The following is a 22,394-nucleotide window of genomic DNA, read 5'->3' as shown; positions in this document are numbered from 1 at the left end:
GCGGTGCCGCGGTGACGCACCGTGGGCTCGTCCGGACGACGGCCGCCGCGCGGCCCGAGAACGCCGAGAGAGAGGGAGGCCCATCGTGTGGTTCGACGCGTGGTCGCAGGTCGCGAGGGTGGTCCTGGTGGGGACGGCGGGCTACGTGTGGCTCGTCCTCGTGCTGCGCCTGACGGGCAAGCGCACGCTCGCCAAGCTCAACGCGTTCGACCTCGTCGTCACCGTGGCGCTCGGCTCGGTGCTGGCCACCATCCTGCTCACCTCGGACGTGTCGTGGACGGAGGGCGCCACCGCCGTCCTCACGCTCGTGCTGCTGCAGGTCGCGGTGTCGTGGACGTCGACGCGGTTCGCGCGCGGACGGTCGGTCGTCACGGCACGGCCCTCGGTGCTGCTGCGCGACGGGCGCCTCCTCGACGACGCCCTGCGGCGCAACCGGGTGACCGCCTCCGAGGTGCGGCAGGCGGCGCGCAGCAGCGGCGTCGGAGGCCTCGACCTCGTGGCGGCCGTCGTCCTGGAGAGCGACGGCACCCTGTCGGTCGTGCCGCGGGACCAGGTCGGCGACGGCTCCGCGCTGCGTGACGCCGTGGAGGGCGACGACTGAGCTCCGGGACCTCGCGTCCTCAGCGGTGGAGCGCGGGGTCGTGCTCCGCGTAGCCGTCCGCCAGGCGCACGCCGTCGGGCCCCACCGCGGCCACGTCCTCCCACCGGACCAGGAACGTGCCCCGGTGCAGGCGGCGCACCAGCTGCGGGACCGGCCACGGCGCACGGACACCGGTGCGCTCGTACCCGAGGAACGACGTCCCGGTGCGGGGGCTCACGAGGATCCCGACGACGTGCGCGTCGCCGACGGCGTCGCGCCGGCCGACGCTCTCGCGCAGCGGCGGCTCCGCGGGCCCGGCGTCCCGATTCCCCCCGTCGCCGCCGCCTTCCCCGTCGGGCTCCTCGTCGAGCAGCTCGAGCGCGAGGCGCACGTCCACGACGAAGCCCAGCGGGGCGCCGTCGGGCCCTCGGACGGGCGAGTCGAGCAGGTCGGAGAGGATCACGCGTCCCCCTCCGGGTCGTGCGTGCCGCCCGGGATGCGCCGGACCACGTGGTCGCGGACCCAGCGTTCCGCCCAGGAGACGTCGAGATCGTCCGCGCGGACGGTGAGCTCGACCGCCGTGCCGACGTGACCGACGTCGGACCACGCGATCTCGGCACGGCGTGACGCCGGCGGGTGCCCACCGAGGACCCTCGTCACGAGGACGGGCCACGCCACGATCGCGCGGACCCTCGCCTCCTGACCGGGCACCACGGCCCCGCCGTCGGCCCCGACGAGCTCGAGGTCGTCGAGGGTGGTGACCGGTTCGCCGTCGACGTCGAGCACCTGCCGGCTGAGCAGGTGCAGCCGGGCGTCGACGATCCTGGTCCTGCTCACGAGCCCGCTCCCGTCGCGATCATCAGAGGGATCGCCGCGAGCGCCGCGACGACCACCACCACGAGGTACACCGTGCCGAGCGCGTTGACCACGCGCCCGTTGACGTGCTCGCCCATGTACTCCGGGTCGTTGGCGACGAGGAGGATCGGGACGTACGTCAGGGGCAGCGCGACCGCGGAGAACACGACGGACATCTCGGTGACCCGGATCGGGTCGACGCTCGTCATGAGCACCCCGACGGCGAGGAGCAGGGCGATCATCATCGTCAGGTGGAAGCGGGCCGCCCGGGCGGGACGCCGGAACTTCCCCCACGACCAGCCGAGGTACTGCGCGAGCGTGTACCCGCTGGACAGCGCCGTCTCCAGGGCTGCGCCGAACGTCGCGGCCACGATCCCGACGATCACCACCGCCAGCAGCAGCGTGCCCCCCGCCTGCGCCACGGGCAGCACGATCTGCGAGAGCGACGACACCTCGATGCCCGCCGGCAGCAGCACGACGGCCGCGCACGCCGCGATCGCGACCGAGAGCAACCCTCCGAGCGGGAACCCGACGAGCACGTTGACCCGGTTCTGCGCCAGGTCCTTCGCCGTCCACCCCTCCTCGACCGCGCCCGAGGAGAAGAAGAACACCTCGTAGGGCGTCATCGCGGCACCGAACAGCGCGACCGCGTAGTACCAGTACGTCGGCGCGTGCTCCGTCGCGGGAGGCGACGGCGGCACCGCCTGCCGCACGAGCTCGCCCCAGTCCGGCCCCAGCAGGAACAGGGCCACGGCGAACCCGACCAGCAGCAGCCCGAGGAGACCGGCGACGTTCTCCATGACGTCGAACTTCACGCGCCACAGCACGAGCCACACCGCGAGCGCCGCGACCGGCATCCACAGGCGCGGCTCGACGCTGCTCGCGAGATGCAGCGCGAGCGCGATGCCCCCGATCTCCGCGGTGAGCGTCAGGAGGTTGATCGCGAACGACGCCGCGAGGTTCGCCCCGGCCGCGCGGGGCCCGAGGCGCTCGCGGACGATCTCGAACGTCGCACGGCCGCTCACCGCGGCGACGCGACCGGACATGCTCGCGAAGAGGCAGATGCCGACCACGCCCACGACGACGACCCACACGAGCGAGAGCCCGAACCGCGACCCGACGACGGCGTTCGTCACGAGGTCGCCGATGTCGACGAACCCGCCGATGGCGGTGAGGATGCCGAGCGCCGCGCCGAGGAGCCGCTTCACGCGCCACCCGCCAGGGACAGCACGCGGTCGAGCTCGTCCGCGGCCGCCGCGAGGTCGGCCACGACCTCGTCGCCCGACGCCGCGACGTCGCCCGCGTCGCCGAGGTCGCCGCCCGCGGTGCGCGCGACCCAGGCGCGGGCCGCGACGACCTCGGCCGTGACGCCCGCGACCGCGTCGAGGCCGGCGCCCCGTTGGGCGGAGGACACGTCGTCGGGCGGGACGAGGGTGGTCAGGGCGGTGGAGGCCTCCTCCAGGACGCCGACCTGGTCGCGGATCGCGGCGTCGGCCACGGGTGCGGTGAGGCGTCCCGCGTCGAGGAGCTCGACCGTCAGGGTGGTGGTCGCGGCCGCCGAGCCCGCCTCCGCGAGGGCGTCGCGGACCGCCGCGGTCGCCTGCCCGGGCTCCTGACGGCTCGCCACCGTGCACCCGGTGAGGGACGCGCCGACGAGCAGGAGCGTCGCCCACGCGGCGACGACGCCCTCGTGACGTGCTGCTGCTGCCACGGTCGCGATCATCGCGCGGGCCCGCGGTCCCCGCACGTCGCGACCGGCGCCGCGCCGTCGGACACGGGACGTACTTCACCCGCGCGCCACGGTGCGAGCGTCGCGTCGCGCTGCGAGGGTGATCGGGCAGCCACGGAGCGAAGGAGGGGGTGGCGCACGATGGACCGGGCTGGGGTCCTGTCACGACTGGCGGCGAGCATGGCGGGCGCGGAGTCCGCGGAGCCTCCCGCGCTGCGGCTGTGCCGGGCGTGCGTGGAGATCCTCGGAGCGCGCGGCGGTGCGATCACGCTCGCGCCGGACGAGTCGGCACGCTGGACCGTCTGCGCGTCGGACGAGCTCGCCGGGACGCTGGAGGACCTGGAGGACGTCCTCGGCGAGGGCCCCGGGCAGGAGGCCGCGCGGACGGGAGCGGGCGTCGTGCTCCGCCTCTCCGACGACGCGGACGGCGGTCTCGCGGAGTTCGTCCACCAGGCCCGGGGCGTGGCGGGGCCGACGACGTTGTACTCGTGGCCGCTGCTGCCCTCGCCGGGGTCCGTGGGCGTCCTCACCGTGCACCAGGCGGACGACGTCCCCCTCGCCCTGGCCGACGACGAGCGTCGGATCCTCGCGGACGCCGTGGGTGCCGCGCTCCTGCACGACACGGTGACCGTCGCCGGGGCGGCGAGCTCGTGGCGTCCGCGCGCGACGGTGCACCAGGCGACGGGGATGGTCGTCGCCCAGCTCGGCGTGTCCCCCGACGACGCGCTCGCGCTCCTGCGCGCGCACGCCTTCGCCGACTCGACGACCCTCGCCGAGCTCGCGACGTCGGTCGTGGAGCGCCGGTACGACTTCTCCCGCGCCGACGACTCCCCGCCGCTGGGCCGCGTGCGCCGCGACCATCACTGACGTCCGCCCGCTCGGCGCGCCGTCCGGGCGTGGCGGGGTTACGGTGAGCGGGTCGAGTCAGGCCACGGCTCACTCCCCCGCCCGAAGCACGGAGGCAACGACCCATGCCTGCTGTCGACCACACCGCAGTCGAGCGCGCCCTCGCGCTCGGCACGCACCAGCTCACCGGGCAGTACCGCGTCGACCTGCGCACGGGCGCGTGGTGGTGGTCGGACGAGGCCTACCTCATCCACGGCTTCGCGCCGGGCGAGGTCGTCCCGACGACCGAGCTGGTCCTCGCGCACAAGCACCCCGACGACCGTGAGCGCGTGCGCCGCATCCTCGACTCCGGCCTGCGGACGGGTGCGCCGTTCACGAGCGTCCACCGCATCACGGACGCGCGCGGGCGCGAGCGCACGCTGACGATCATCGGCCAGGGCGTCCCGGACGAGGCGACGGGCGAGCTCGCCGCCGTCGAGGGGTACTTCGTCGACATCACCGCGGCGGTCGTGGAGCGCAGCGACGAGCGCGCGTCGGAGCAGATCGCGGCGGCGGCCGCGAGCCGCGGCGTCATCGAGCAGGCGAAGGGCGTGCTGGCCGCCGTGTACGGGATGAGCACGGACGACGCGTTCCGGCTGCTGCGCGCCGTGTCGAACAACCGCAACCTGCGGCTGCGCGACCTCGCGGACCGTGTCGTCGAGGCGGCCGGGAGCGGCGGGCCGCGGGCCCGCGCGGCCCTCGACCCCCTGCTGGGGGCGCGCCGCCGCTGACGTCCGCCCGCTGGGCGCGCGGCGCACCGGGGGTCGGCGTGAGGATGGAGCATGCTGCTCGCCGAGGTCGCCGCCACGTCCGACGCCGTCGCCGCCACCCGTTCCCGGCTCGCCAAGCGCGCCGCGATCGCCGACCTGCTGCGCCGTGCCGCGACGGAGGCGCTGCACGGGCCGACGCACGCCCTCGGCCCCGCGCTCGACGAGATCGAGGTCACCGTCTCCTACCTCGCGGGCGAGCTCCGGCAGCGTCGCACGGGCCTCGGGTGGCGGTCGCTGCGCGACCTGCCCGCACCGGCCGGGACGCCGTCCCTGACCCTCGCGGCGGTCGACGACGCGTTCGAACGCATGGCGGGCCTGTCCGGGCCGGGGTCGGCGACGGCACGTCAGGCCGAGGCGGCGGCCCTCTTCGGTGCCGCCACGGCCCGGGAGCAGGCGCTGCTGGCCGGGCTGGTGTCCGGGGAGCTGCGGCAGGGCGCGCTCGACGCCGTCGTGCTCGACGCCACCGCCGAGGCGGCCGGCGTCGACGCGGAGACCGTGCGCCGGGCGGTCATGCTCCGCGGCGCGACCGGGCCCGTCGCGCGCGCCGCCCTGGCGGCACCCGGGCCCGACGCCGCCCGGTCCGCCCTCGCCGCGTTCCGCCTGGAGGTCGGGCGCCCTGTGCGCCCCATGCTCGCGCAGTCCGCGCCCGACGTCGCCGAGGCGTTCGCCAAGCTCCGGGTCGCGGGTGCACCGGTGGACGATTCCGCGGACGACGCCGTCCCGGGGTACGACGACGTGCTGCCCGTGACCGTCGACGCCAAGCTCGACGGCATCCGCGTGCAGGTCCACCGCGACGGCGACGACGTGCGGGTCTACACGCGCTCCCTCGACGACATCACCGGTCGCGTCCCCGAGATCGTCGAGGCCGTGCGGGCGCTGCCGGCGCAGCGGCTCGTGCTCGACGGCGAGGCGCTCGTCGTCGACGACGACGGCGTGCCCCGGCCCTTCCAGGAGACCGCCGCCCGTTCAGCCACCCGCGACTCCGGGGAGCGCTCCCCGGCGGCGGAGGCCGAGCTCGCCGCCGCGCTGCGCCTCACCCCGTTCTTCTTCGACGTGCTCCACGCCGACGGCCGGGACCTCCTCGACGAGCCGCTGCGCGAACGCCTCGCCGTGCTCGACGCCGTCGCCGGGCCCCACCTCGTGCGGCGCCTCGCCACCGCCGACCCCGCGGAGGCGTCGGCGTTCTTCGAGCGCGCCGTCGCCGACGGGCAGGAGGGCGTCGTCGTGAAAGCCCTCGACGCCCCCTACGCCGCGGGCCGCCGCGGCGCCGGCTGGGTCAAGGTCAAGCCCCGCCACACCCTCGACCTCGTCGTCCTCGCCGTCGAGCAGGGGTCCGGGCGGCGCAGCGGGTGGCTGTCGAACATCTGGCTCGGCGCACGCGACCCCGACGGCGGGTTCGTCATGCTCGGCAAGACGTTCAAGGGCATGACCGACGAGATGCTCGCCTGGCAGACGGAGCGCTTCCAGCAGCTCGAGACGCACCGCGAGGGGCACGTGGTGCACGTGCGCCCCGAGCAGGTCGTGGAGATCGCGTTCGACGGGCTGCAGCGCTCCACCCGCTACCCCGGCGGGCTGGCGCTGCGCTTCGCCCGGGTGCTGCGCTACCGCGACGACAAGCCCGCCGCCGAGGCCGACACGATCGATACGGTCAGGTCGCATCTCGGTGGTTCCGGATCGTGAAACGATCCGCCCATGCCCAGGTCCGCTGAAGAGTTCGTCCGCACCTGCCCTCGGTGTGGTCAGGGCGACGTATCGACGTATCGCCTCCGCTCCACGAACGAACTTGTGCAGGTGTGTGACGAGTGCGAGGCTTTGTGGTCCGACGGGGCAGTCATTGGTTCCGCGGCGTTCGTCGACTTCGGTTCCTACAGTCAAGCCAACGGCGGCACTGGACTCTGGGACGAACTCGTAGAAGCAACCAGGCCGCCTTCGTGATTTCGTTCCCCGGAAGACGTTCAAGGGAATAACCGACGAGATGCTCGCCTGGCAGACGGAGCGCTTCCAGCAGCTCGAGACGCACCGCGAGGGGCACGTGGTGCACGTGCGCCCCGAGCAGGTCGTGGAGATCGCGTTCGACGGGCTGCAGCGCTCCACCCGCTACCCCGGCGGGCTGGCACTGCGCTTCGCCCGCGTCGTCCACTATCGGGACGACAAGTCCGCCGCCGAGGCCGACACGATCGCGACGGACCGCTCGTTCAGCGCTCCAGGGTCCGCCTACACAGAGAGTGGTGGCTCACGGCGCATGATCACCCACCGCTCGCCTGGACGAAGTACCCGCGGAAGGTGAGACGGCAGGTGTTCCACGACGTACGACACCTGATGCGTTTGCCAGAAGTCTGCGATGCACTCGGCTTCGGCACAGGAGATCAGGTCCAGGCTCATCTCATCCGGTTCGTTCGCGAGCATGAACCGGGTCGTCAGCGTCGACTCGCCGAGCAGGTACGCGACTCCACGGATGTCAGGAAACAGCCGATCCCACAGCGACCTCGTGATCGAGAAGTGCGCGTCGGCGTGCGTCACAGCGAGACCCTATCCACCGATTGCGGTCGTATGTCATCGGTTGCCTGCAAGATGTCTAGGGCATGACCGACCCCATGCTGGCGTGGCAGTCCGAGCGGTTCACCGAGCTGGCGTCGCCCCCCCCCGCGCGGACGGGTCGTCGTACGTCGTGCAGGTGCGGCCCGAGCAGGTGGTCGAGATCGCCTTCGACGGCTCGCTGCGGTCGAGCAGATTCCCGAGAGGCATCTCGCTCCGCTTACCTCGCATGGTGCGCTACCGAGGCGACATGCGCGCCGACGAGGCCGACACCATCGTCACGCTGCGCTCGCGCTTGATTGGAAACTCGTGATCGCCCCCGGTACCGGAAGGAAGGCACATCACGGTTCGCCAGAGTCGTCGGCCATTGCGACGACATGTCAGCCAACGAGTCTGTCGCGATCTTCCGCTACCCCGGCGGGCTGGCGCTGCGCTTCGCCCGCGTCGTCCGCTACCGGGACGACAAGTCCGCCGCAGAGGCCGACACGATCGCGACGGTCCGTGCGCTCGCGGCGGGCTGAGGCACGCGAGAGGCTGGGCGCATGGGGAGGAACCGTCAGCTCATCCTGGGTCTGACCGTGTGCGCGGGCGTGATCGTCGCGACGCTGCTCGTGATCGCCGTCGTCACCGCCTGACGCGCTCCTGCGGCGACGTCGCCGTCAGAGGTCGTCGAGGATGCGGTCCACGACGTGCTCGGCGATGGCGAGGCTCGACGTCGCGGCGGGCGAGGGCGCGTTGCGCACGCTCGTCACGCCGTGCGCGCGGTCGATGCGGAAGTCGTCGACGAGGGTCCCGTCGCGCTCGACGGCCTGCGCGCGGATGCCGACGCCCGCGCGTCGGACGTCGGCGGGCCCGATCTCCGGGACGTACCGCTGGGCGGCGCGCATGTAGGCCCGGACGGACAGGGAGCCGAGGAGCTCGCGCGCCCCCGTGCGCCAGTGGGCGCGGGCCATGTGCCACGCGCCGGGCCAGGCGGCGGTGCGGGCGACGTCGCGCGGCGAGACCGCGAAGCGGCCGTACCCCTCACGGTCGAGGGAGAGCACGGCGTTGGGTCCGACCTCCAGCCCGCCGCCGACGCGCCGGGTGAAGTGGACGCCGAGGAACGGGTAGCGCGGGTCCGGGACGGGGTACACCATGCCGCGCACGAGCTCGCGCTTGTCGGGGCGCACGGTCATGTACTCGCCGCGGAACGGCACGATGCGCGGCGACGGCGCACCACCGACGAGCGCGCCGAGCCGGTCGGACTGGAGGCCGCCGCACAGCACGAGCTCGTCCACCCGGGCGACGGTCCGGTCGCCGCTGCGCACCTCCACCCTCCCGCCGACGCGCCCGACGGCGGTGACGGGGGTGGAGAGCAGCACCTCGCCGCCGGCCGCCTCGACCTCCGCACCGAGGGCGCGGCACACGGCGACGTAGTCGGTGATGGCGGTGCGCGGCGAGTGCAGGGCCGCGATGCCGACGGCGTGCGGCTCCACCTCTCGGATCGCGTCGCCGTCGAGCCGCCGCAGGCCGGGCACGCCGTTCTCGCGGGCCGTGCGCTCCAGGGCGTCGAAGCGGTCGGTCTCGTCCGGGTCGACCGCGACGACGAGCTTGCCGCACTCGTCGTACGGGACGCCGTGCTCGGCCGCGTAGTCGCGCAGCAGGGCACGGCCGCGCGTGCACAGCGTCGCCTTGAGGCTGCCGGGCCGGTAGTAGATCCCGGCGTGCACGACCCCGGAGTTGTGCCCCGTCTGATGGGCGCCGAGGCGGTCCTCCTTCTCGACGACGACGACGCGCGTCCCCGGGCGCCGTCGGACCACCTCCCGCGCCACGGCGAGACCGACGATGCCGCCCCCGACCACCCCGACCGTCCCGAGGCCGCTCATGCCGTGCCCTCCGCGACGACGATGCCGAGGTCGTCCGCGAGCAGACCGGCGAGGCGGGCGAGCTGCTCCGGGCCGATCGTCGCGCCGCGCAGGGAGCCGACGCCGGCGAGGTCGTCGAGGTCCGCGCCGCGCAGGTCCACGTGCGCGAGGGTCGACGCCTGCACGTCGAGGCGCCGCACCCGCGTCCCCGCGAACGCGACACGCGTCGCCCGCGCCTGCACGAGGTCGAGCTCGTCGATGGTGCAGTCGGTGAACGCGACGTCCTGGAGCGACGCGCCGCGCAGGTTCACGTACCCGAGCTTGCACCCCACGAGGTGCACGCCGTCCCACGTCGACTCGTAGACCTCCGCCGAGCCCAGCCGCGCACCGCGCACCTCGACGTCGCGCCACCGGCCCCGCACCCCCCGCAGCACCGGGACGTCGAGACGGTCCAGGACCACCTCGGTGAGGGTGACGCCGCGCAGCTCCGCCTCGTCGGCACGGACCGCGTCGAACCGCGACCCGAGCACGCTCGCGTCGCGCAGGGCGAGCACGTCGAGGTCGAGGTCGGCGAACGCGAACCCCTCCAGGTCGGCGTCGTCCTCCAGGTCGTACCGGTCCCCCACGGTGAGACCGGACGCGAGGACGACCGGGTCGAGCACGGGCGGCTCGGTCGTGGGCTTCGTCGGCATGGTCCGATGATGCTGCACGACACGGCCCGACGTCTCAGTCGAGGCAGAACTCGTTCCCCTCGACGTCCTGCATGACGATGCAGGACTCCTCCTCGCCGTCGGCCTCCATCACCCGCAGCTCCGTCGCCCCGGGCGCCACGAGGCGCGCGCTCTCCGCGCGCAGCGTCGCCAGCCGCTCGTCACCGACGAGGCCCGCGCCCGCGCGCACGTCCACGTGCACCCGGTTCTTCGCGACCTTGCCCTCCGGGACGCGCTGGAAGAAGAACCGAGGCCCGGCGCCCGTGGGATCCTGCGCGACGCACCACGACCCTTGCTCCCCGGCGGGCTGCGCGGCGTCGAACGCGTCCCACGACCCGAATCCCTCCGGCACCGGGACCTCATACCCCAGCACGTCGCACCAGAACCGGGCGACACGCACCGGCTCCGCGCAGTCGAAGGTGACCTGGACCTGCTTCACGGTCGGCATCGCCCCACCGTAGCGACCTCCAGGCGGTCAGCCGCTCCCGATCGTGCGGACCTCGCCGGGTGGGAGCTTGTCCCACCAGTGCCCGTACCGGGAGAACACGTGCGGGTCCCGGTCGGCGAGGAACGCGACGAGAGACCGGGCCTCATCCTCCAGGGCGGGCCACGCGGCGTCGGGCACGGGCCGGTAGGTGGTGACCTCCACGGCCTGGTCGACGGTCCGCCAGACCCCGGCGACGTACCCGTCGACGAGCGCGGTCGCGAGGACGTCGCCGTTGGACCGCGTGACGAGGGGGCGCAGGTCCGGGGGCAGGACGCGCGACCGGTCGGCGTACGCGAGCAGCGTCTCGTCCCACATCCCCAGGAGTCGCGGCGGTGCGGGGACGTCCTCGTCGGGCAGGGGTGCGCCCGGCACGTCGAGGAGTTCCCCGCCGTCCGGACCGGGAAACCGGTCGACGGCGTCGCCGAGCGTCGCGACCGCGGCACGCACCCGGGCGCGGGGCACGAGGGCGAACTGCGCGACGTCGGGCACGGTCGCCGGTCCGAACGCCGACAGGTACCGCAGGACCAGGTCGGCGAGGGCGGCGTCGGGCGCGGTCGTGTCCCGCGGGAGCGCGGGGGTGCCCGCGGCGACGAACGTCGTCCGGGTCCCGAACCCCCAGGGGCCACCCGTGGGCACGTGGTGCAGCGGCGCGAACGTGCGCAGGGCCCACCACGCCCCGCGCGGCACGTCCGGGACGCGCTCGTCCACCCACGCCTCCAGCTCCGCGGCGCTGCGCGGCGTGGCGGCGAACGCCAGCAGGTCCGGGACGAGCGCGTGCGCCTCGTCGATCGAGATGCCGCTCACCGCGAACCGGGGGTCGTGCAGGCGCGACCCGCGCAACGTGGGCTGCATCGCGGTGTGCACGGTCGCGTAGTCGTCGCCGTGGACGAGGTGCAGCGCCACCCGCAGGAGCGAGCCCTTGACGACGCCACGGTCAGCGATCGCCGCGTCGAGGTCCGCCGGGTCGAACCCGGCGACACGGTTCCACAGCGCCACGTACGGGGAAGCGGGGTGCTGGGCCTGGAGCGCGACGACGCGCCGCACCACGTCGGGCACGGGCGAGTCGGCCCGCGCGAGCAGCTGCTGGCGGGCGAGCGTCGCACGGTTGAGCGCGCGGTGGCTCGGTGCACCCACGCGGTCGACTCTGCCGTGGACGGGCGGGTCGTGCACACCGGCTGGCGGGACTTCGACGTCCATCGCGCTCGCCGCTCATTGCAGAAGTCCGGCAGGAGAGGGTGCCGACGTACCGGATGCCTCGGTCGGCGCTTCAGCCACGTCTACGGTCACGCTGCGTGCGAACTATGACGACCAGTCCGAGGACGAGGAGTGTGAGTCCGACGAGCGCAAGCGATCCGGCGACGGTCAGATACTCCACGTTCGCGCGGATCGCGCCCTCGCTCCACGATTCCGTGCTGAGGTCCCGTTGGTTCTCGAAGTGCCAGACCGAACCGCCGTGGTAGTTCCTTTCCCAGGTGCTGACGTGTAGGCCGAGCAGTGGTAGCGCGATACCGAGAGCCAGAAGCCACCTGCCAGCGGTCAGGCGACGTTGTCTGCGGATCGGGTCCACGGCGTCCTCTCGATGTGGCTGCTACGGCTGGGTCGGGGTGTTGAGCGGCTGCTCGGCGAGAACCTCTCCCGTCTCGGCATCCAGGATGACGATCGCGTCGGCGGGCAGTGTCTCGGTTGGCGGTGGCACGTAGCCTTCGACAGGCCCGCACGTGCGCCGATCAGCGGACTCGAGGACGGTGCCACCAACAGTCTCCACGGTGACCGTCGCAGGGTGGTCGAGGACCTGCTGGGGCCATTCCTCGACAGGCAGGTAGCCGCCAGCCCCGTCAGCGGGGATTGAGTTCCACCAGCCTTCGAGCCCTCCGATCTCTAGGGTCGTGCCGTCGGGCTCGTGCCGGGTCGCGGTGCTCCCTCTCTGCGTTCCGTAGCTCTCACAGACCCGGATGCCGTTCGTGTCGCGCTCGGGGGTGGACTGTTCTGAGGCGCCCGACCTGGGGTCGGTGCTCGGAAGGTCGCGCGGGCTCGCGGGCACAACAAGGTCCGGGCGGTCACTCGGGTCCGTTCTCGACGACCCGAGCGCTATTGGCAGGACGAGGGCAGCCACAGCGGCCAACGCCACAGCGGACCCCGTCACCAGGCCGACTCGGCGGCGCGTGCGGGCACGCCGGGCGCGGGTGAGGACCTCAGCAGGGTCGAGCTCGGGATCGAAAGGCGCCGCGTGCAGTCGGCCGCGCAGCGCAGCGGCGAGGTCGTCGTCGTTCACGTGTGCTCCTCTCCTAGCACGACGCGCAACGCGGCAAGGCCGCGGGACGCGGAAGCCTTGACGGTGCCAGGCGTGACGCCCAGCTCGACACTGACCTGCTCGACCGACAGGTCCAGCAGGTGACGCAGCACGACGATCCGGCGTTGGCGCGGAGGCAGGGTCATCAGCGCACGCACGAGCTCGTCGCGCAGGACCACGGCGTCGTCTCCCGCCGCGTGCGCGCGCTCGGGCACGACGTCGACGAGACGTTCGCGCCGCCGTCGGCGCCAGTGATCGACCCGCAGGTTCACCAACACCCGCCGCGCGTACGGAAGCGGGTCCTGCCGTGCCCGTTCCCAGGCCCGCCACACGCGCTCGGAGGCCTGCTGCGTCAGTTCCTCGGCCCGATGCCGGTCACCGACCAGCAGGTACGCCGTCGTGGCCAGCGCTCTTCCCGAGTCGCGCACGAACGCCTCGAACTCGACCGCCGGAGACCGGTCGGTCACCGCGAGCGGAAGCAACGCCTCGACCTCGACGATGCCCGACCCGGCCCCCTGCTCCACCCGCACCTCCACCATTGACCCTCCCGATCATCCAGGACAACGCACGACCCGTCCGAGAGGTTGAGACGCTACGTCCCGGCATCGAGCCGTGGGGTTAGGGGGCGTGCGGCACAGGTCGCCGAACGCGTCTCTCACATCTCGTGGCTGGTATCGAGACCGAGGATGAACGCGAGACACACGGGCAGGGCGACGAGGACGAGCCTGTCTGCACTGGTCAGAGCAGCTGTGAATCAGATCCGCTGGTCGAGCTCGTCCTCGATGACCGCCTGACGCGCGGCCCGCGAGTGACGCACAAACGGCCGAGAGATGCACTCCGCGGTGCATCTCTCGGCCGTCTGTGCAGCGTTCGACGAAACGCCGGGTCAGGACTCCGCGATCCGCTTGATCGCCACGAGCCGGCGGTCCCACGCCGCGTCGCTCGTGTCCAGCGCGCGCGCCGTCTCGGCGAGACGTGCACCGAGCGCGCGGTAGCTCACGGGGACCGGCTCGACGATCCCGGCCTCCGCGAGCACCGCACGCGACCACACGTACTCGGCGGCACTCGCGGCGTACCAGTCGCGCTCCTCGCGGGCCGTGCAGGTTCGACGTGCCCAGCCGCGCTGGTCGGGAGTCTTGCGCTGCAGGTCCGCGACCAGCGACATGACGGCCTTGCCGCCCCGACCCGCCGTACGTTGCCGTTCGAGGAGGTCGCGCCCGACCGACCAGTACAGCCGCGGCCCCTCGGTGTTCGCCGCACGCGCTGCGCGGCCCCGGCTCGGGGACTACCCGCCAACCGGAGAGATCTGCGCTCAGGCGGTGAGCGCGATGCCGACGACGGCGGCGGTGAGTCCGGCGAGCAGCATGCCGAGCGGGTGGAGCACGGCGGCGAGGGGTCGTCCGGCGAGCAGCAGGCGGGCGGCTTCGACGCTCGCGGTGCTGAACGTGGAGAACCCGCCGAGGAAGCCGACGCCGAGGGCGGGGACGACGACGCCGCCCGGCGGGGCGGGGTGAGACAGGCCCCACCCGGTAAGGAGGCCGAGGGCGAAGCACGCGGTGACGTTGACGACGAGGGTGCCGAGCGGCGTCGACCAGCGGTTGCGGCGCTGCACCCCCGTGTCGAGGAGGAAGCGGGCCGCCGCGCCGAGGCCCCCGCCGAGGGCGACCGCGACCCAGGCGAGCGCGCTCACGGGCGGCCCCGTCCCGTGCGACGAGGCCCGGCCTCCCGGCGTCGCGCGACCGCCCCGGCCGACACGATGCCCGCGACGGCCGCGACCACGCCGAGCACGACGCTCGTCGCCGCGTACGCGACGCCCAGCGCGACGTCGCCCCCGGCGGCGAGGCGTTCCACCTCCACGACGAACGTGCTGTACGTGGTGAACCCGCCCAGCACGCCGGTGCCGCACCCGAGCCGGACGGCGCGGCGTCGGCCCTCGTCCGGGCCGGAGCGCACCAGCGTCTCCAGGAGCGCGCCCAGGACGAACGACCCCACGACGTTGATCGCGAACGTCGTCCAGGGCCAGGTGCCGTCCGCCGCGGGCCAGGCCGACTCCAGGGCCGCACGGACCGTGGTGCCCACGGCCCCGCCGGCCGCGACGACGCCCGCGAGCGCCAGCAGCGGGGTGCGACGTCTCAGCGCTCCCACGGGGTGCGCAGCTCCTTCCAGTCCACGACCGACAGCGGGACCGTCAGGACCGGCCGGTGCTGGTGGTGCGCGAGGTGCGCCGCGACCGACCCCTCGACGGCCTCCCGCAGCCGCGCCCCCGTTCCCGGGGCGCGCGTCCCCACGACGATCGCCGCGGCGTCGACCGCGCGCGCGAGGTGCGTCAGCGCACGGTCCGGGCGGCCCGCGAGGTCGTGCAGCTCCCACGGCAGGCCCGTGTCGTGCAGCAGGTCGTCGAGGTGGGCGCGCAGCGCCGCGACCGCCTCCTCCCCCGTGTCGTCGACGACGTCCGGGTCCAGCGGCGCGTGCGTCACCGACCCGTCGGGCGCCTCCGCGACGACGTACCGCGACGTGTCCGCGTACCCGCACACGAGGCGCGCGCCGCCCAACGCCCGCGCGAGCGACACCGCGGTCCGCACCACGAGGGGGTCCTGGTCCGGCACCACGCCCACGACGAGCGCGTGCCCCGCGAACGGCACCATGCGGTCCAGGGCGGGCTGCGGCACGGGTCGGCGGCTCATCCCCCCATCATGGCGCGCCACCCGGCGGAAAACTCGGTGCATCCGGATCGTGCCCCCCGCCGGAAGTACAGGTGTCAGCAGATCTCGCCCGGCCCGCCGGGCCCAGCACCTGGAGGACACCATGCACCGCACCGCACGACGCAGCGCCGCGCTCGCGGGCGCCGTCGGACTCGTCGCCCTCGGGGCGTTCGCCCCCGCGTCGGCCGACACCGCGGAGAACGCCTCGCTCTCCGTCCTGCACGGCGTCCCGGACACGCCCGTGGACGTGTGGGTGAACGACGAGCTCACCCTGGACGACTTCCAGCCCGGCGACCTCGCCGGTCCGCTCGACCTGCCCGCGGGGTCGTACAGCGTCGCGATCACGGCGCCCGACGCGGCGGACGCGAGCGAGCCGGTCATCGGTCCGGTCGACCTGCCGCTGGAGGCGGGCGGGAGCTACACCGCGGTGGCACACCTGGACGCCGCCGGGGAGCCGACCGCCACCCTGTTCACCAACGACACGTCGCCGACCGCCGCGGGCGAGGGCCGCCTCACCGTGCGGCACGTGGCCGCGGCGCCCGCCGTCGACGTGCTCGCCGGGGACGAGGCCGTGATCACCGGGCTGGAGAACCCCGACGAGGAGGTCCTCGACCTGCCCGCCGGGACCGTGCCCGCCGCGGTCGCCGCCGCCGGCACCACGGACCCGGTGCTCGGCCCGGCCGACGTGACCGTCGCCGAGGGCGTCAACACCATCGCGTACGCGTGGGGCAGCCTGGAGGCGGACAACCTCGCCCTCGCCACGCAGACCGTCGAGGGCCTGCACTCGTCGCCGTCCGGCGTGCCCGCCGGGATGTCCGGCCTCGCCGCCGAGTCGTCGGTGAGCGGTGTCGCGACGAGCGTCGCGATCGCGTTCGCCGCGTCCACCGTGGGCCTGCTCCTCGTCGCCGCGGGCGTCATGCTCGTCCGCGCCATGCGCGAGCAGCACGCCCGTGCCGCCGGTGGCCCGACGACGACCGGTCACCGCTCGGCATGACGTCCCGTCCCGCGACGCTCGCAGCCCTCGCCGTGGGCGCCGCCCTCCTCGTCGGCGGGTGCTCCCCTTCACCCGCCGACGGGTCCGCCGTCGGAGGTCACGTCCCGGCGGTGGACACCGCCCCCGCCCCCACCGGGGGCGGGGGCACCGGCGGGGCGGACGGACCGGCCCCGGGCGCGTCGCCGCCCGCGGTCCCCGTCCGTCCCGCCACGGACTCCCCCGCCCCGACCCCCGCCGGGCCCGCCCGGCTCGTCGTCCCCGCCGTCGACCTCGACATGGTCGTGGTGCCCGAGGGCGTCGACGGCGAAGGCCGCATGGCCCTGCCCGACGACGCCCGCGCGGCCGCCTGGTACCGGTTCGGCCCCGCCCCGGCGAGCCCCGCCGGAGCCACCGTGGTCGCCGCGCACGTCGACGACCTCGACGGGCCGGGCCCCTTCGCCCGGCTCCGCGAGCTCGCCCCCGGGGCGAGCGTCGACGTCGTCGACACCGCCGGCGTCGAGCACAACTACACAGTGACCCGCGTGGAGGACGTCGCGAAGGCCGCCCTGCCGCTCGACAGCGTCTTCGACCGGGACGGCGCCCCCCGCCTCGTGCTCCTCACGTGCGGCGGGGAGTGGGACCCGCAGACTCGCTCGTACACGGAGAACGTCGTCGTCACGGCGGAGCGGACGACGGGCGCGTGACCGGTTACGATCGGCCCACGCCCCGCCGTCCGGCCCCCGCGCCGGCCCCGAGACCCGAGGACACGACCTGAGCTCCCCCGACACCGCGGTCGACGACGCCGACGTCGCGCACCTCGGCCGTCGCTTCGCCGACGGCGACGAGGAGGCGCTCGCCGAGGCGTACCGGCGCTGGTCGTCGGTCGTCCACACGATCGCGCTGCGGTCCCTCGGGAACCGGGCCGACGCCGAGGACGTCACCCAGCAGGTGTTCGTGTCCGCGTGGCGGGGACGCCACCGGTTCGACCCCGACCGGGCCCGGCTCCCCGCGTGGATCGTCGGCATCACGCGCCACCGCGTCGCCGACGCGCACGAGGCCCGCACCCGGGTGCTGCGCACCGAGCACGCCGCCGCGACGTCGGCTCCGAACCCCCCGGTGACGGAGGACGACGTGCGGCACGTCGCGGACCGCGTGCTCGTCGCGGACGAGCTGCGGCGGCTCGGCGACCCGGGGCGCACGATCCTCGAGCTCGCGTTCTTCCGCGACCTCACGCACGTGCAGATCGCGGACGAGCTCGGGCTGCCGCTGGGTACGGTCAAGAGTCACGTGAGACGGAGCCTGATCAGGCTGCGCGACCGATTGGAGGTGGACGGTGCAGCACATCGATGACGAGACCCTCGCGCTCCTCGCGCTCGGCGAGGACGTGCTCGACGACGACGCGCGCGCGCACCTCGCCACCTGCGCGTCGTGCGCCGACGCGGCGGCCGCGTTCGGCCACGTGGTCGACGTCGCGCGGTCGGCCCGCGACGACGCGCCCGTCGCTCCCCCGGACCACGTGTGGGTCGCCGTGCGCGACGAGCTCGGCCTCGACGACGCGAGCACGTCGGCGGTGCCCGGTGGGTCGGCGGTGCCCGGTGGGTCGGCGTTGCCCGGTGGGTCGGCGTTGCCCGCAGGGTCGGCGGAGCCCGACGCTGCCGGTGCGTCCGGCGAGGCGGCGAGCACCGGGGCGGACGTCGTGCCGCTCGCGCCGCGCCGCCGTCGGGCGTGGCTCCCCGTCGCCGCGGCGGCGTGCCTGGCGCTCGTCGTCGGGGTCGCCGGCGGGGCGTGGTGGGAGCGCCGCGAGCTCGCGCCCCCGGAGACGACGGTCGCGACGGCGGACCTCGCGGCCCTGCCCGACTGGCAGGGGTCGAGCGGCGAGGCACGGGTCGAGGAGACGGCGGACGGCCGGCGCCAGGTCGTCGTCAGCGTCGACGCGCCCGCACCCGACGGCACGTACCGCGAGGTGTGGCTGCTCGCCGAGGACGTGAGCGGTCTCGTGAGCCTCGGCGTCCTGGAGGGCGCGGAGGGCCGGTTCGACGTCCCGGACGGGCTCGACCTCGCGGCGTTCCCCGTGGTCGACGTGTCCGAGGAGCACTTCGACGGCGACCCCGCCCACTCCGGGGACTCCGTCGTGCGGGGACCGCTCGACGTCTGACGGGCGCCGCCGAGAAGAGGCCGGAACCTGACCGCTTCTCCTGCGACGCTCGTCCCATGACGACGAACCCGCTCCTCACCCCGTTCCGTATCGAGGTCCCGCAGACGGCGATCGACGACCTGCGCGCCCGGCTCGCGCGCGCCCGGTTCGCCGACCAGCTTCCCGCCGCGCCGTGGGGCGCGCCCGAGGCGGAGGGCGCGGCCGACTGGTCCCACGGCGTGCCCGACGCCTGGCTGCGCGAGACCGTCGCGTACTGGCGTGACGCGTTCGACTGGCGGGCGTTCGAGGACCGCGTCAACGCCGTGCCTCAGTTCCTCACCGAGGTCGACGGTCAGCGCATCCACGTCCTGCACGCCCGGTCGAGCCACGAGGACGCGACGCCCCTGGTCCTCACCCACGGCTGGCCCGGCTCGTTCGTGGAGTTCCTCGACCTCGTCGGCCCGCTCACGGAACCCCAGGACCACGGCGGCGACCCCGCCGACGCGTTCCACATCGTCGTGCCGTCCATCCCAGGCTTCGGGTTCTCCAGCCCGCTCGCGGACGCGGGATGGGACGACACGCGGGTCGCGCGCGCGTTCGCGGAGGTCATGACGCGGCTCGGCTACGACCGGTTCGTCGCGCAGGGCGGCGACGCCGGCGCGGGGATCTCGCCCGAGATCGCACGGGTCGCCCCCGACCGGGTGATCGGCGTGCACGTGAACGGCACCACCGGGCCGATGCCCGAGCTGCCGCTCGCCCCCGACGTCGAGGCCGCGCTCACCGACCGCGAGCGCCGCGCCGTCGCGGACATCGAGGCGTTCTCCTGGTCGCAGATGGGGTACATCTCGATCCAGGCCACGCGCCCCGGGCTCGTCGGTTCGATGCTCGCCGACAGCCCGGTCGCGCAGCTGGCGTGGATCATGGACAAGTTCCAGGCGTGGACCTGGCCGGTCGACGCGCCCGTCTTCGACGTGCTCGACCGCGACGTCCTGCTCGCGAACGTGTCGCTGTACTGGTTCACGGCGACGGCGGGGTCGGCGGCGATGACGGTCTACGCGCAGTCGGGCGGCTGGGGCACGCCGAAGGAGCGGTCCGAGACGCCGCTCGCGGTGCTCAACCTCGCGCACGACATCGCGATCCGCCGGTTCGTGGAGCAGGAGAACACGGTCGTGCGGTGGACGGACGCCGACCGTGGCGGGCACTTCGCGGCTCTCGAGGAGCCGGGTCTGCTCGTCGCGGACCTGCGCGCGTTCGTCCGCGAGCTGCGGCTGCACGCATGAATGACGCACTCGTGGCCGAGAGATGCGCTCCGGAGCGCATCTCTCGGCCGCGGGTGCAGCGCTCGGCCTCTGGTGCCGCGTTCGACGAGACGCCGGGTCAGGGCGACTCCGCGATCCGCTTGATCGCCGCGAGCCGGCGGTCCCACGCCGCGCCGATCGTGTCGAGCGCGCGCGCCGTCTCGGCGAGGCGTGCACCGAGCGCGCGGTAGCGGACCTCCCGGCCCACGGGGACCGGCTCGACGAGCCCGGCCTCCGCGAGCACCGCGAGGTGCTTCGCGATCGCCTGGCGGCTCACCGGCAGGACCTCCGCGAGGGCCGACGCCGACAGGTCCGCGCGCCCCACCTCCGTGAGGATGCGCCATCGGGTGTCGTCCGCGAGCGCCGCGAAGACCGGGGTGAGCGAACCGGTGGCGGCGCCGCTCACGCCGCCGGTCCCCGGGTAGGGACGGCGGCGCCCTCGAGCAGGTCGACGAGCTCGTCGAGCTCGCTCGTCCAGCCGCCCCGGTGGTCCTCCATCGCGGCGCGGGCGTCGGCGAGGTGCTCGAAGCCGGTCTCGACGACGGTGAGGACGGTCGCGTCGCCGTCGGGCACGAGCGTGAACCGCGCGACGGTCGAGTTGTCCTCGCGCAGCGGCTCCCCCGCCGGTCCGGCCCACCGGAACGCGAAGACGGACGGCTCGTCGTACTCCTCGATCCGCACGGGCTGGTCGGGGTAGTCGTCCCAGCTCAGGACGCCCTCGGCGCCCACGCGACGCTCGGGGAGCGTCGTGCGCTGGCTGAACCACTGGCTGATGAGGTCCTCCTGCGTGAGCGCGGCCCAGACGCGCTCGACACCGGCCTCGATCCGCACGGTGCGGCGCACGGTGAAGGTGGCCTCGTCGACGACGGCGGGCTCATTCGTGGTGGTCATGATCGTCTCCCAAGGTCGTACCGATGTGTGGATGTGCAACTCCAGAGTTGCACGGGTCGCCAGCCCGGCGCAACCCCTGGGTTGCACTTTCTGTGCGCTCTCGATCGCTGCGATACACCCTGTTCTGAATTCAGCATCGCGTGTACTGTCATTCCATGGCCGAGACCGTGACCCTCACGCACACCGCCGCCCTGGCGCGGCTCGGGTACGCCCTGTCGGACGAGACGCGCGCGCGCATCCTCCTCGCGCTGCGCGAGGCGCCCGCCTACCCGTCCGACCTCGCCGACGCCCTCGGGGTGTCCCGGCAGGTCATGTCGAACCAGCTCGCGTGCCTGCGGGGCTGCGGGCTCGTCGAGTCGATCCCCGACGGGCGTCGCACCTGGTACCGGCTCGCCGACGCCCACCTCGCCCCCGCGCTGGACGACCTCCTCCGCCTCGTCGTCGCCGTCGACCCGACGTGCTGCGGACCCGAGGGATGCACCTGCTCATGACCCTCCGCGCAGCCACCGACCGCCCCCTGTCCGCCGACCGTCGCGCCGTCCTCGAACGACGTATCCGCTGGGTCGTCGGCGCGACCATCGCCTACAACGTCGTCGAGGCGGTCGTCGCGATCACCGCCGGCCGGATCGCGTCGTCGGCCGCGCTCGTCGGCTTCGGGCTCGACTCCGTCGTCGAGGTGCTGTCCGCCGCGGCGGTCGCGTGGCAGTTCGCCGCCCCCGACCCGCACCGGCGCGAACGCCTCGCGATGCGACTCATCGCCGTGTCGTTCTTCGGGCTCGCCGTCTTCGTCTCGGTCGACGCCGCCCGCTCGCTCCTCGGGGCCGCCGAGCCGGACCACTCGACCGTCGGTATCGTCCTCGCCGCGGTGAGCCTCGCCGTCATGCCGTTCCTGTCCTGGTTCGAGCGTCGCACCGGCCGCGAGCTCGGGTCGGCGTCCGCCGTCGCGGACTCGAAGCAGACCCTGATCTGCACCTACCTGTCCGCCGTGCTGCTCGTCGGTCTCGTCCTCCACAGCACCCTCGGCTGGTCGTGGGCCGACCCGGTCGCGGCGCTCGTCATCGCGGCGCTCGCCGTCCGCGAGGGCGTCGAGGCGTGGCGCGGCGACGCGTGCTGCGCCCCCGCCTCCGTGCTCGTCGCGCACGACGCCGCGACCCGGGCCCCGGCCCCCGAGGACGACGCCGCAGCGTGCGCGGACGGCTGCTGCACCCCGTCCCGTGCTCGGCACGGTGTCGCCGTCCCGCTGCGGGTCAGCGCGCCGCCGGAAGGACGATCGTCCCCGCGTTCGTGACGACGCTCACCGGCTCGTCGGCAGGCAGGTCGGGGACGTGCACGACGCTCGTCGTCGGCGTGACGTCGAGCGTGCACGGGCGGTGCTCGCGGTCCGCGCGCCGGCCGAACGTGAACGCGAGCGTGCGCTCCCGCGGGTCCCACTCGACGTCGACCGGGGTGAGCGGGCACGAGCTCGACCCGACCGTCACGACGTTCACGGTCTGCGGGTCGGCGCCTCGCGTGAACCCGATCCCGGGCTCGTCCGGGTCGAGCGCGGGCAGGATCTCCCCGCCCTCCGCGGGCATGCCCCGGTAGGTCACCTGGGCGATCGTCAGGTCGTGTTCGGGCACCCCGCCCACGCAGCCGACCAGCACGCCGCACGCCGCCGTCACCAGCACCGCTGCACGCGTGGCGGTCCACCGGGTCGTTCTCCAGATCATCG

At 74.3% G+C, this 22,394-nt stretch carries 32 protein-coding genes and 1 pseudogene; 14 read left to right on the top strand and 19 right to left on the bottom strand.

From position 1 onward, the window contains the following. The first annotated feature begins 85 nt into the window (after positions 1-85). Positions 86-601, top strand: a complete 516-nt coding sequence (locus LGQ04_RS04640) for a DUF421 domain-containing protein (protein ID WP_229242533.1) — start codon at positions 86-88, stop codon at positions 599-601. A 19-nt stretch (positions 602-620) separates the two neighbouring features. On the opposite strand, the gene LGQ04_RS04635 is transcribed toward LGQ04_RS04640, so the two are convergent. Genes LGQ04_RS04635 through LGQ04_RS04620 form a run of 4 tightly spaced genes read right to left on the bottom strand, consistent with a single transcriptional unit; the run spans position 621 to position 3,146 of the window. Further along, positions 621-1,043, bottom strand: a complete 423-nt coding sequence (locus tag LGQ04_RS04635; protein ID WP_229242532.1) for a PRC-barrel domain containing protein — start codon at positions 1,041-1,043, stop codon at positions 621-623. After that, positions 1,040-1,417 carry a hypothetical protein gene (locus tag LGQ04_RS04630; RefSeq protein ID WP_229242531.1) on the bottom strand — a complete coding sequence of 126 codons (378 nt, stop codon included), beginning with the start codon at positions 1,415-1,417 and terminating at the stop codon, positions 1,040-1,042. The genes LGQ04_RS04635 and LGQ04_RS04630 overlap by 4 nt, the downstream gene beginning before the upstream one ends. Further along, complete coding sequence (locus tag LGQ04_RS04625; RefSeq protein ID WP_229242530.1) at positions 1,414-2,643, bottom strand: NRAMP family divalent metal transporter; 1,230 nt, start codon at positions 2,641-2,643, stop codon at positions 1,414-1,416. Before LGQ04_RS04625 ends, LGQ04_RS04630 begins: the two co-directional genes overlap by 4 nt. Then, complete coding sequence (locus tag LGQ04_RS04620) at positions 2,640-3,146, bottom strand: hypothetical protein (RefSeq protein ID WP_229242529.1); 507 nt, start codon at positions 3,144-3,146, stop codon at positions 2,640-2,642. Before LGQ04_RS04620 ends, LGQ04_RS04625 begins: the two co-directional genes overlap by 4 nt. A gap of 159 nt (positions 3,147-3,305) precedes the next feature. Between LGQ04_RS04620 and LGQ04_RS04615 the strand changes: the two genes are divergently transcribed. The 4 genes and pseudogenes from LGQ04_RS04615 to LGQ04_RS04600 all read left to right on the top strand — a co-directional run. Then, on the top strand, positions 3,306-4,031 hold the full coding sequence (locus LGQ04_RS04615) for a GAF and ANTAR domain-containing protein (RefSeq protein WP_229242528.1): 726 nt from the start codon (positions 3,306-3,308) through the stop codon (positions 4,029-4,031). A 104-nt stretch (positions 4,032-4,135) separates the two neighbouring features. Continuing rightward, on the top strand, positions 4,136-4,780 hold the full coding sequence (locus tag LGQ04_RS04610) for a PAS and ANTAR domain-containing protein (protein WP_229242527.1): 645 nt from the start codon (positions 4,136-4,138) through the stop codon (positions 4,778-4,780). 51 nt (positions 4,781-4,831) lie between these two features. Further along, positions 4,832-6,499, top strand: coding sequence for an ATP-dependent DNA ligase (locus tag LGQ04_RS04605; RefSeq protein WP_229242526.1), 1,668 nt, complete (start codon positions 4,832-4,834; stop codon positions 6,497-6,499). Positions 6,500-6,767: 268 nt separating this feature from the next. After that, positions 6,768-7,106 (top strand): annotated as a pseudogene (locus LGQ04_RS04600) (ATP dependent DNA ligase); the annotation flags it as partial. On the opposite strand, the gene LGQ04_RS17960 reads toward LGQ04_RS04600, so the two are convergent. Next, positions 7,034-7,339: a MafI2 family immunity protein gene (locus tag LGQ04_RS17960; RefSeq protein WP_504748049.1), complete on the bottom strand. Its 306-nt coding sequence runs from the start codon at positions 7,337-7,339 to the stop codon at positions 7,034-7,036. The pseudogene LGQ04_RS04600 and the gene LGQ04_RS17960 overlap by 73 nt on opposite strands. Before the next feature lie 154 nt (positions 7,340-7,493). Here LGQ04_RS17960 and LGQ04_RS04595 point away from each other — a divergent pair, with 154 nt between their 5' ends. Next, positions 7,494-7,667 (top strand): hypothetical protein, encoded by a 174-nt coding sequence (locus LGQ04_RS04595; RefSeq protein ID WP_229242525.1) that lies wholly within the window; start codon positions 7,494-7,496, stop codon positions 7,665-7,667. A 64-nt stretch (positions 7,668-7,731) separates the two neighbouring features. Next, positions 7,732-7,875 carry a hypothetical protein gene (locus tag LGQ04_RS04590; protein ID WP_229242524.1) on the top strand — a complete coding sequence of 48 codons (144 nt, stop codon included), beginning with the start codon at positions 7,732-7,734 and terminating at the stop codon, positions 7,873-7,875. A 138-nt stretch (positions 7,876-8,013) separates the two neighbouring features. Here the strand turns inward: LGQ04_RS04590 and lhgD are convergent, their stop codons facing one another. The 11 genes from lhgD to LGQ04_RS04535 form a co-directional block, all read right to left on the bottom strand. After that, a complete protein-coding gene (gene lhgD / locus LGQ04_RS04585; protein ID WP_229242523.1) occupies positions 8,014-9,219 on the bottom strand; it encodes an L-2-hydroxyglutarate dehydrogenase in 1,206 nt (401 codons plus the stop codon). Then, entirely contained in the window at positions 9,216-9,890 is a 675-nt protein-coding gene (locus LGQ04_RS04580; protein WP_229242522.1) for a pentapeptide repeat-containing protein, read from the bottom strand. Before LGQ04_RS04580 ends, lhgD begins: the two co-directional genes overlap by 4 nt. A 34-nt stretch (positions 9,891-9,924) precedes the next feature. Beyond that, positions 9,925-10,356, bottom strand: coding sequence for a VOC family protein (locus LGQ04_RS04575; RefSeq protein ID WP_229242521.1), 432 nt, complete (start codon positions 10,354-10,356; stop codon positions 9,925-9,927). Positions 10,357-10,383: 27 nt separating this feature from the next. Next, positions 10,384-11,529, bottom strand: a complete 1,146-nt coding sequence (locus LGQ04_RS04570) for a winged helix DNA-binding domain-containing protein (protein ID WP_229242520.1) — start codon at positions 11,527-11,529, stop codon at positions 10,384-10,386. Between the two features lie 133 nt (positions 11,530-11,662). Then, a complete protein-coding gene (locus LGQ04_RS04565) occupies positions 11,663-11,962 on the bottom strand; it encodes a hypothetical protein (RefSeq protein WP_229242519.1) in 300 nt (99 codons plus the stop codon). 21 nt (positions 11,963-11,983) lie between these two features. After that, entirely contained in the window at positions 11,984-12,667 is a 684-nt protein-coding gene (locus tag LGQ04_RS04560) for a hypothetical protein (protein WP_229242518.1), read from the bottom strand. Beyond that, positions 12,664-13,221, bottom strand: a complete 558-nt coding sequence (locus tag LGQ04_RS04555; RefSeq protein WP_229242517.1) for a SigE family RNA polymerase sigma factor — start codon at positions 13,219-13,221, stop codon at positions 12,664-12,666. The genes LGQ04_RS04560 and LGQ04_RS04555 overlap by 4 nt, the downstream gene beginning before the upstream one ends. A gap of 350 nt (positions 13,222-13,571) precedes the next feature. After that, positions 13,572-13,850, bottom strand: a complete 279-nt coding sequence (locus tag LGQ04_RS04550; RefSeq protein WP_372469947.1) for a hypothetical protein — start codon at positions 13,848-13,850, stop codon at positions 13,572-13,574. Positions 13,851-13,997: 147 nt separating this feature from the next. Then, a complete protein-coding gene (locus tag LGQ04_RS04545) occupies positions 13,998-14,375 on the bottom strand; it encodes a fluoride efflux transporter FluC (RefSeq protein WP_229242516.1) in 378 nt (125 codons plus the stop codon). Then, positions 14,372-14,830 (bottom strand): FluC/FEX family fluoride channel, encoded by a 459-nt coding sequence (locus LGQ04_RS04540; RefSeq protein WP_229242515.1) that lies wholly within the window; start codon positions 14,828-14,830, stop codon positions 14,372-14,374. The genes LGQ04_RS04545 and LGQ04_RS04540 overlap by 4 nt, the downstream gene beginning before the upstream one ends. Continuing rightward, a complete protein-coding gene (locus LGQ04_RS04535) occupies positions 14,818-15,369 on the bottom strand; it encodes a universal stress protein (RefSeq protein WP_229242514.1) in 552 nt (183 codons plus the stop codon). Before LGQ04_RS04535 ends, LGQ04_RS04540 begins: the two co-directional genes overlap by 13 nt. A gap of 121 nt (positions 15,370-15,490) precedes the next feature. Between LGQ04_RS04535 and LGQ04_RS04530 the strand changes: the two genes are divergently transcribed. From LGQ04_RS04530 to LGQ04_RS04510, 5 genes are all read left to right on the top strand, one after another. Further along, positions 15,491-16,381 carry a DUF4397 domain-containing protein gene (locus LGQ04_RS04530; protein ID WP_229242513.1) on the top strand — a complete coding sequence of 297 codons (891 nt, stop codon included), beginning with the start codon at positions 15,491-15,493 and terminating at the stop codon, positions 16,379-16,381. Beyond that, positions 16,378-17,064, top strand: coding sequence for a class F sortase (locus LGQ04_RS04525; RefSeq protein ID WP_229242512.1), 687 nt, complete (start codon positions 16,378-16,380; stop codon positions 17,062-17,064). The genes LGQ04_RS04530 and LGQ04_RS04525 overlap by 4 nt, the downstream gene beginning before the upstream one ends. A 67-nt stretch (positions 17,065-17,131) precedes the next feature. Next, complete coding sequence (locus tag LGQ04_RS04520) at positions 17,132-17,710, top strand: RNA polymerase sigma factor (protein WP_229243008.1); 579 nt, start codon at positions 17,132-17,134, stop codon at positions 17,708-17,710. Then, positions 17,694-18,515 carry an anti-sigma factor gene (locus tag LGQ04_RS04515; RefSeq protein WP_229242511.1) on the top strand — a complete coding sequence of 274 codons (822 nt, stop codon included), beginning with the start codon at positions 17,694-17,696 and terminating at the stop codon, positions 18,513-18,515. The genes LGQ04_RS04520 and LGQ04_RS04515 overlap by 17 nt, the downstream gene beginning before the upstream one ends. Positions 18,516-18,571: 56 nt before the next feature. Continuing rightward, positions 18,572-19,774, top strand: coding sequence for an epoxide hydrolase family protein (locus LGQ04_RS04510; RefSeq protein WP_229242510.1), 1,203 nt, complete (start codon positions 18,572-18,574; stop codon positions 19,772-19,774). 97 nt (positions 19,775-19,871) lie between these two features. Here LGQ04_RS04510 and LGQ04_RS04505 read toward each other — a convergent pair whose 3' ends face one another. Together LGQ04_RS04505 and LGQ04_RS04500 are read right to left on the bottom strand one after the other, a co-directional pair. Continuing rightward, the gene (locus LGQ04_RS04505; protein WP_229242509.1) at positions 19,872-20,198 is read right to left on the bottom strand and encodes an ArsR/SmtB family transcription factor; all 327 of its coding nucleotides are present in this window, start codon (positions 20,196-20,198) and stop codon (positions 19,872-19,874) included. After that, entirely contained in the window at positions 20,195-20,683 is a 489-nt protein-coding gene (locus LGQ04_RS04500; RefSeq protein WP_229242508.1) for an SRPBCC domain-containing protein, read from the bottom strand. Before LGQ04_RS04500 ends, LGQ04_RS04505 begins: the two co-directional genes overlap by 4 nt. A gap of 155 nt (positions 20,684-20,838) precedes the next feature. Here LGQ04_RS04500 and LGQ04_RS04495 point away from each other — a divergent pair, with 155 nt between their 5' ends. Next, positions 20,839-21,174 carry an ArsR/SmtB family transcription factor gene (locus tag LGQ04_RS04495; RefSeq protein WP_229242507.1) on the top strand — a complete coding sequence of 112 codons (336 nt, stop codon included), beginning with the start codon at positions 20,839-20,841 and terminating at the stop codon, positions 21,172-21,174. Further along, positions 21,171-21,971 (top strand): cation efflux transmembrane domain-containing protein, encoded by an 801-nt coding sequence (locus LGQ04_RS04490; RefSeq protein WP_229242506.1) that lies wholly within the window; start codon positions 21,171-21,173, stop codon positions 21,969-21,971. Before LGQ04_RS04495 ends, LGQ04_RS04490 begins: the two co-directional genes overlap by 4 nt. Here LGQ04_RS04490 and LGQ04_RS04485 read toward each other — a convergent pair. Then, positions 21,931-22,392 (bottom strand): hypothetical protein, encoded by a 462-nt coding sequence (locus LGQ04_RS04485; protein WP_229242505.1) that lies wholly within the window; start codon positions 22,390-22,392, stop codon positions 21,931-21,933. The two genes, LGQ04_RS04490 and LGQ04_RS04485, sit on opposite strands and share 41 nt — an antisense overlap. Positions 22,393-22,394: the final 2 nt, after the last annotated feature.

This window comes from Cellulosimicrobium marinum (assembly GCF_020551945.1).
In the GTDB taxonomy this organism is placed as follows: domain Bacteria; phylum Actinomycetota; class Actinomycetes; order Actinomycetales; family Cellulomonadaceae; genus Cellulosimicrobium; species Cellulosimicrobium marinum.
Note: the sequence above shows the minus strand (reverse complement) of the source record. Positions and strands in the feature narration are given on the sequence as shown.

Coding starts and splice junctions, on each gene's coding strand:
- LGQ04_RS04605 (WP_229242526.1), top strand. CDS start 4,832: ATGCTGCTCGCCGAGGTCGCCGCCACGTCCGACGCCGTCGCCGCCACC.
- LGQ04_RS04610 (WP_229242527.1), top strand. CDS start 4,136: ATGCCTGCTGTCGACCACACCGCAGTCGAGCGCGCCCTCGCGCTCGGC.
- LGQ04_RS04580 (WP_229242522.1), bottom strand. CDS start 9,890: ATGCCGACGAAGCCCACGACCGAGCCGCCCGTGCTCGACCCGGTCGTC.
- LGQ04_RS04525 (WP_229242512.1), top strand. CDS start 16,378: ATGACGTCCCGTCCCGCGACGCTCGCAGCCCTCGCCGTGGGCGCCGCC.
- LGQ04_RS04485 (WP_229242505.1), bottom strand. CDS start 22,392: ATGATCTGGAGAACGACCCGGTGGACCGCCACGCGTGCAGCGGTGCTG.
- LGQ04_RS04550 (WP_372469947.1), bottom strand. CDS start 13,850: ATGTCGCTGGTCGCGGACCTGCAGCGCAAGACTCCCGACCAGCGCGGC.
- LGQ04_RS04615 (WP_229242528.1), top strand. CDS start 3,306: ATGGACCGGGCTGGGGTCCTGTCACGACTGGCGGCGAGCATGGCGGGC.
- LGQ04_RS04590 (WP_229242524.1), top strand. CDS start 7,732: ATGTCAGCCAACGAGTCTGTCGCGATCTTCCGCTACCCCGGCGGGCTG.
- LGQ04_RS04575 (WP_229242521.1), bottom strand. CDS start 10,356: ATGCCGACCGTGAAGCAGGTCCAGGTCACCTTCGACTGCGCGGAGCCG.
- LGQ04_RS04530 (WP_229242513.1), top strand. CDS start 15,491: ATGCACCGCACCGCACGACGCAGCGCCGCGCTCGCGGGCGCCGTCGGA.
- LGQ04_RS04495 (WP_229242507.1), top strand. CDS start 20,839: ATGGCCGAGACCGTGACCCTCACGCACACCGCCGCCCTGGCGCGGCTC.
- LGQ04_RS04500 (WP_229242508.1), bottom strand. CDS start 20,683: ATGACCACCACGAATGAGCCCGCCGTCGTCGACGAGGCCACCTTCACC.
- LGQ04_RS04535 (WP_229242514.1), bottom strand. CDS start 15,369: ATGAGCCGCCGACCCGTGCCGCAGCCCGCCCTGGACCGCATGGTGCCG.
- lhgD (WP_229242523.1), bottom strand. CDS start 9,219: ATGAGCGGCCTCGGGACGGTCGGGGTGGTCGGGGGCGGCATCGTCGGT.
- LGQ04_RS04490 (WP_229242506.1), top strand. CDS start 21,171: ATGACCCTCCGCGCAGCCACCGACCGCCCCCTGTCCGCCGACCGTCGC.
- LGQ04_RS04510 (WP_229242510.1), top strand. CDS start 18,572: ATGACGACGAACCCGCTCCTCACCCCGTTCCGTATCGAGGTCCCGCAG.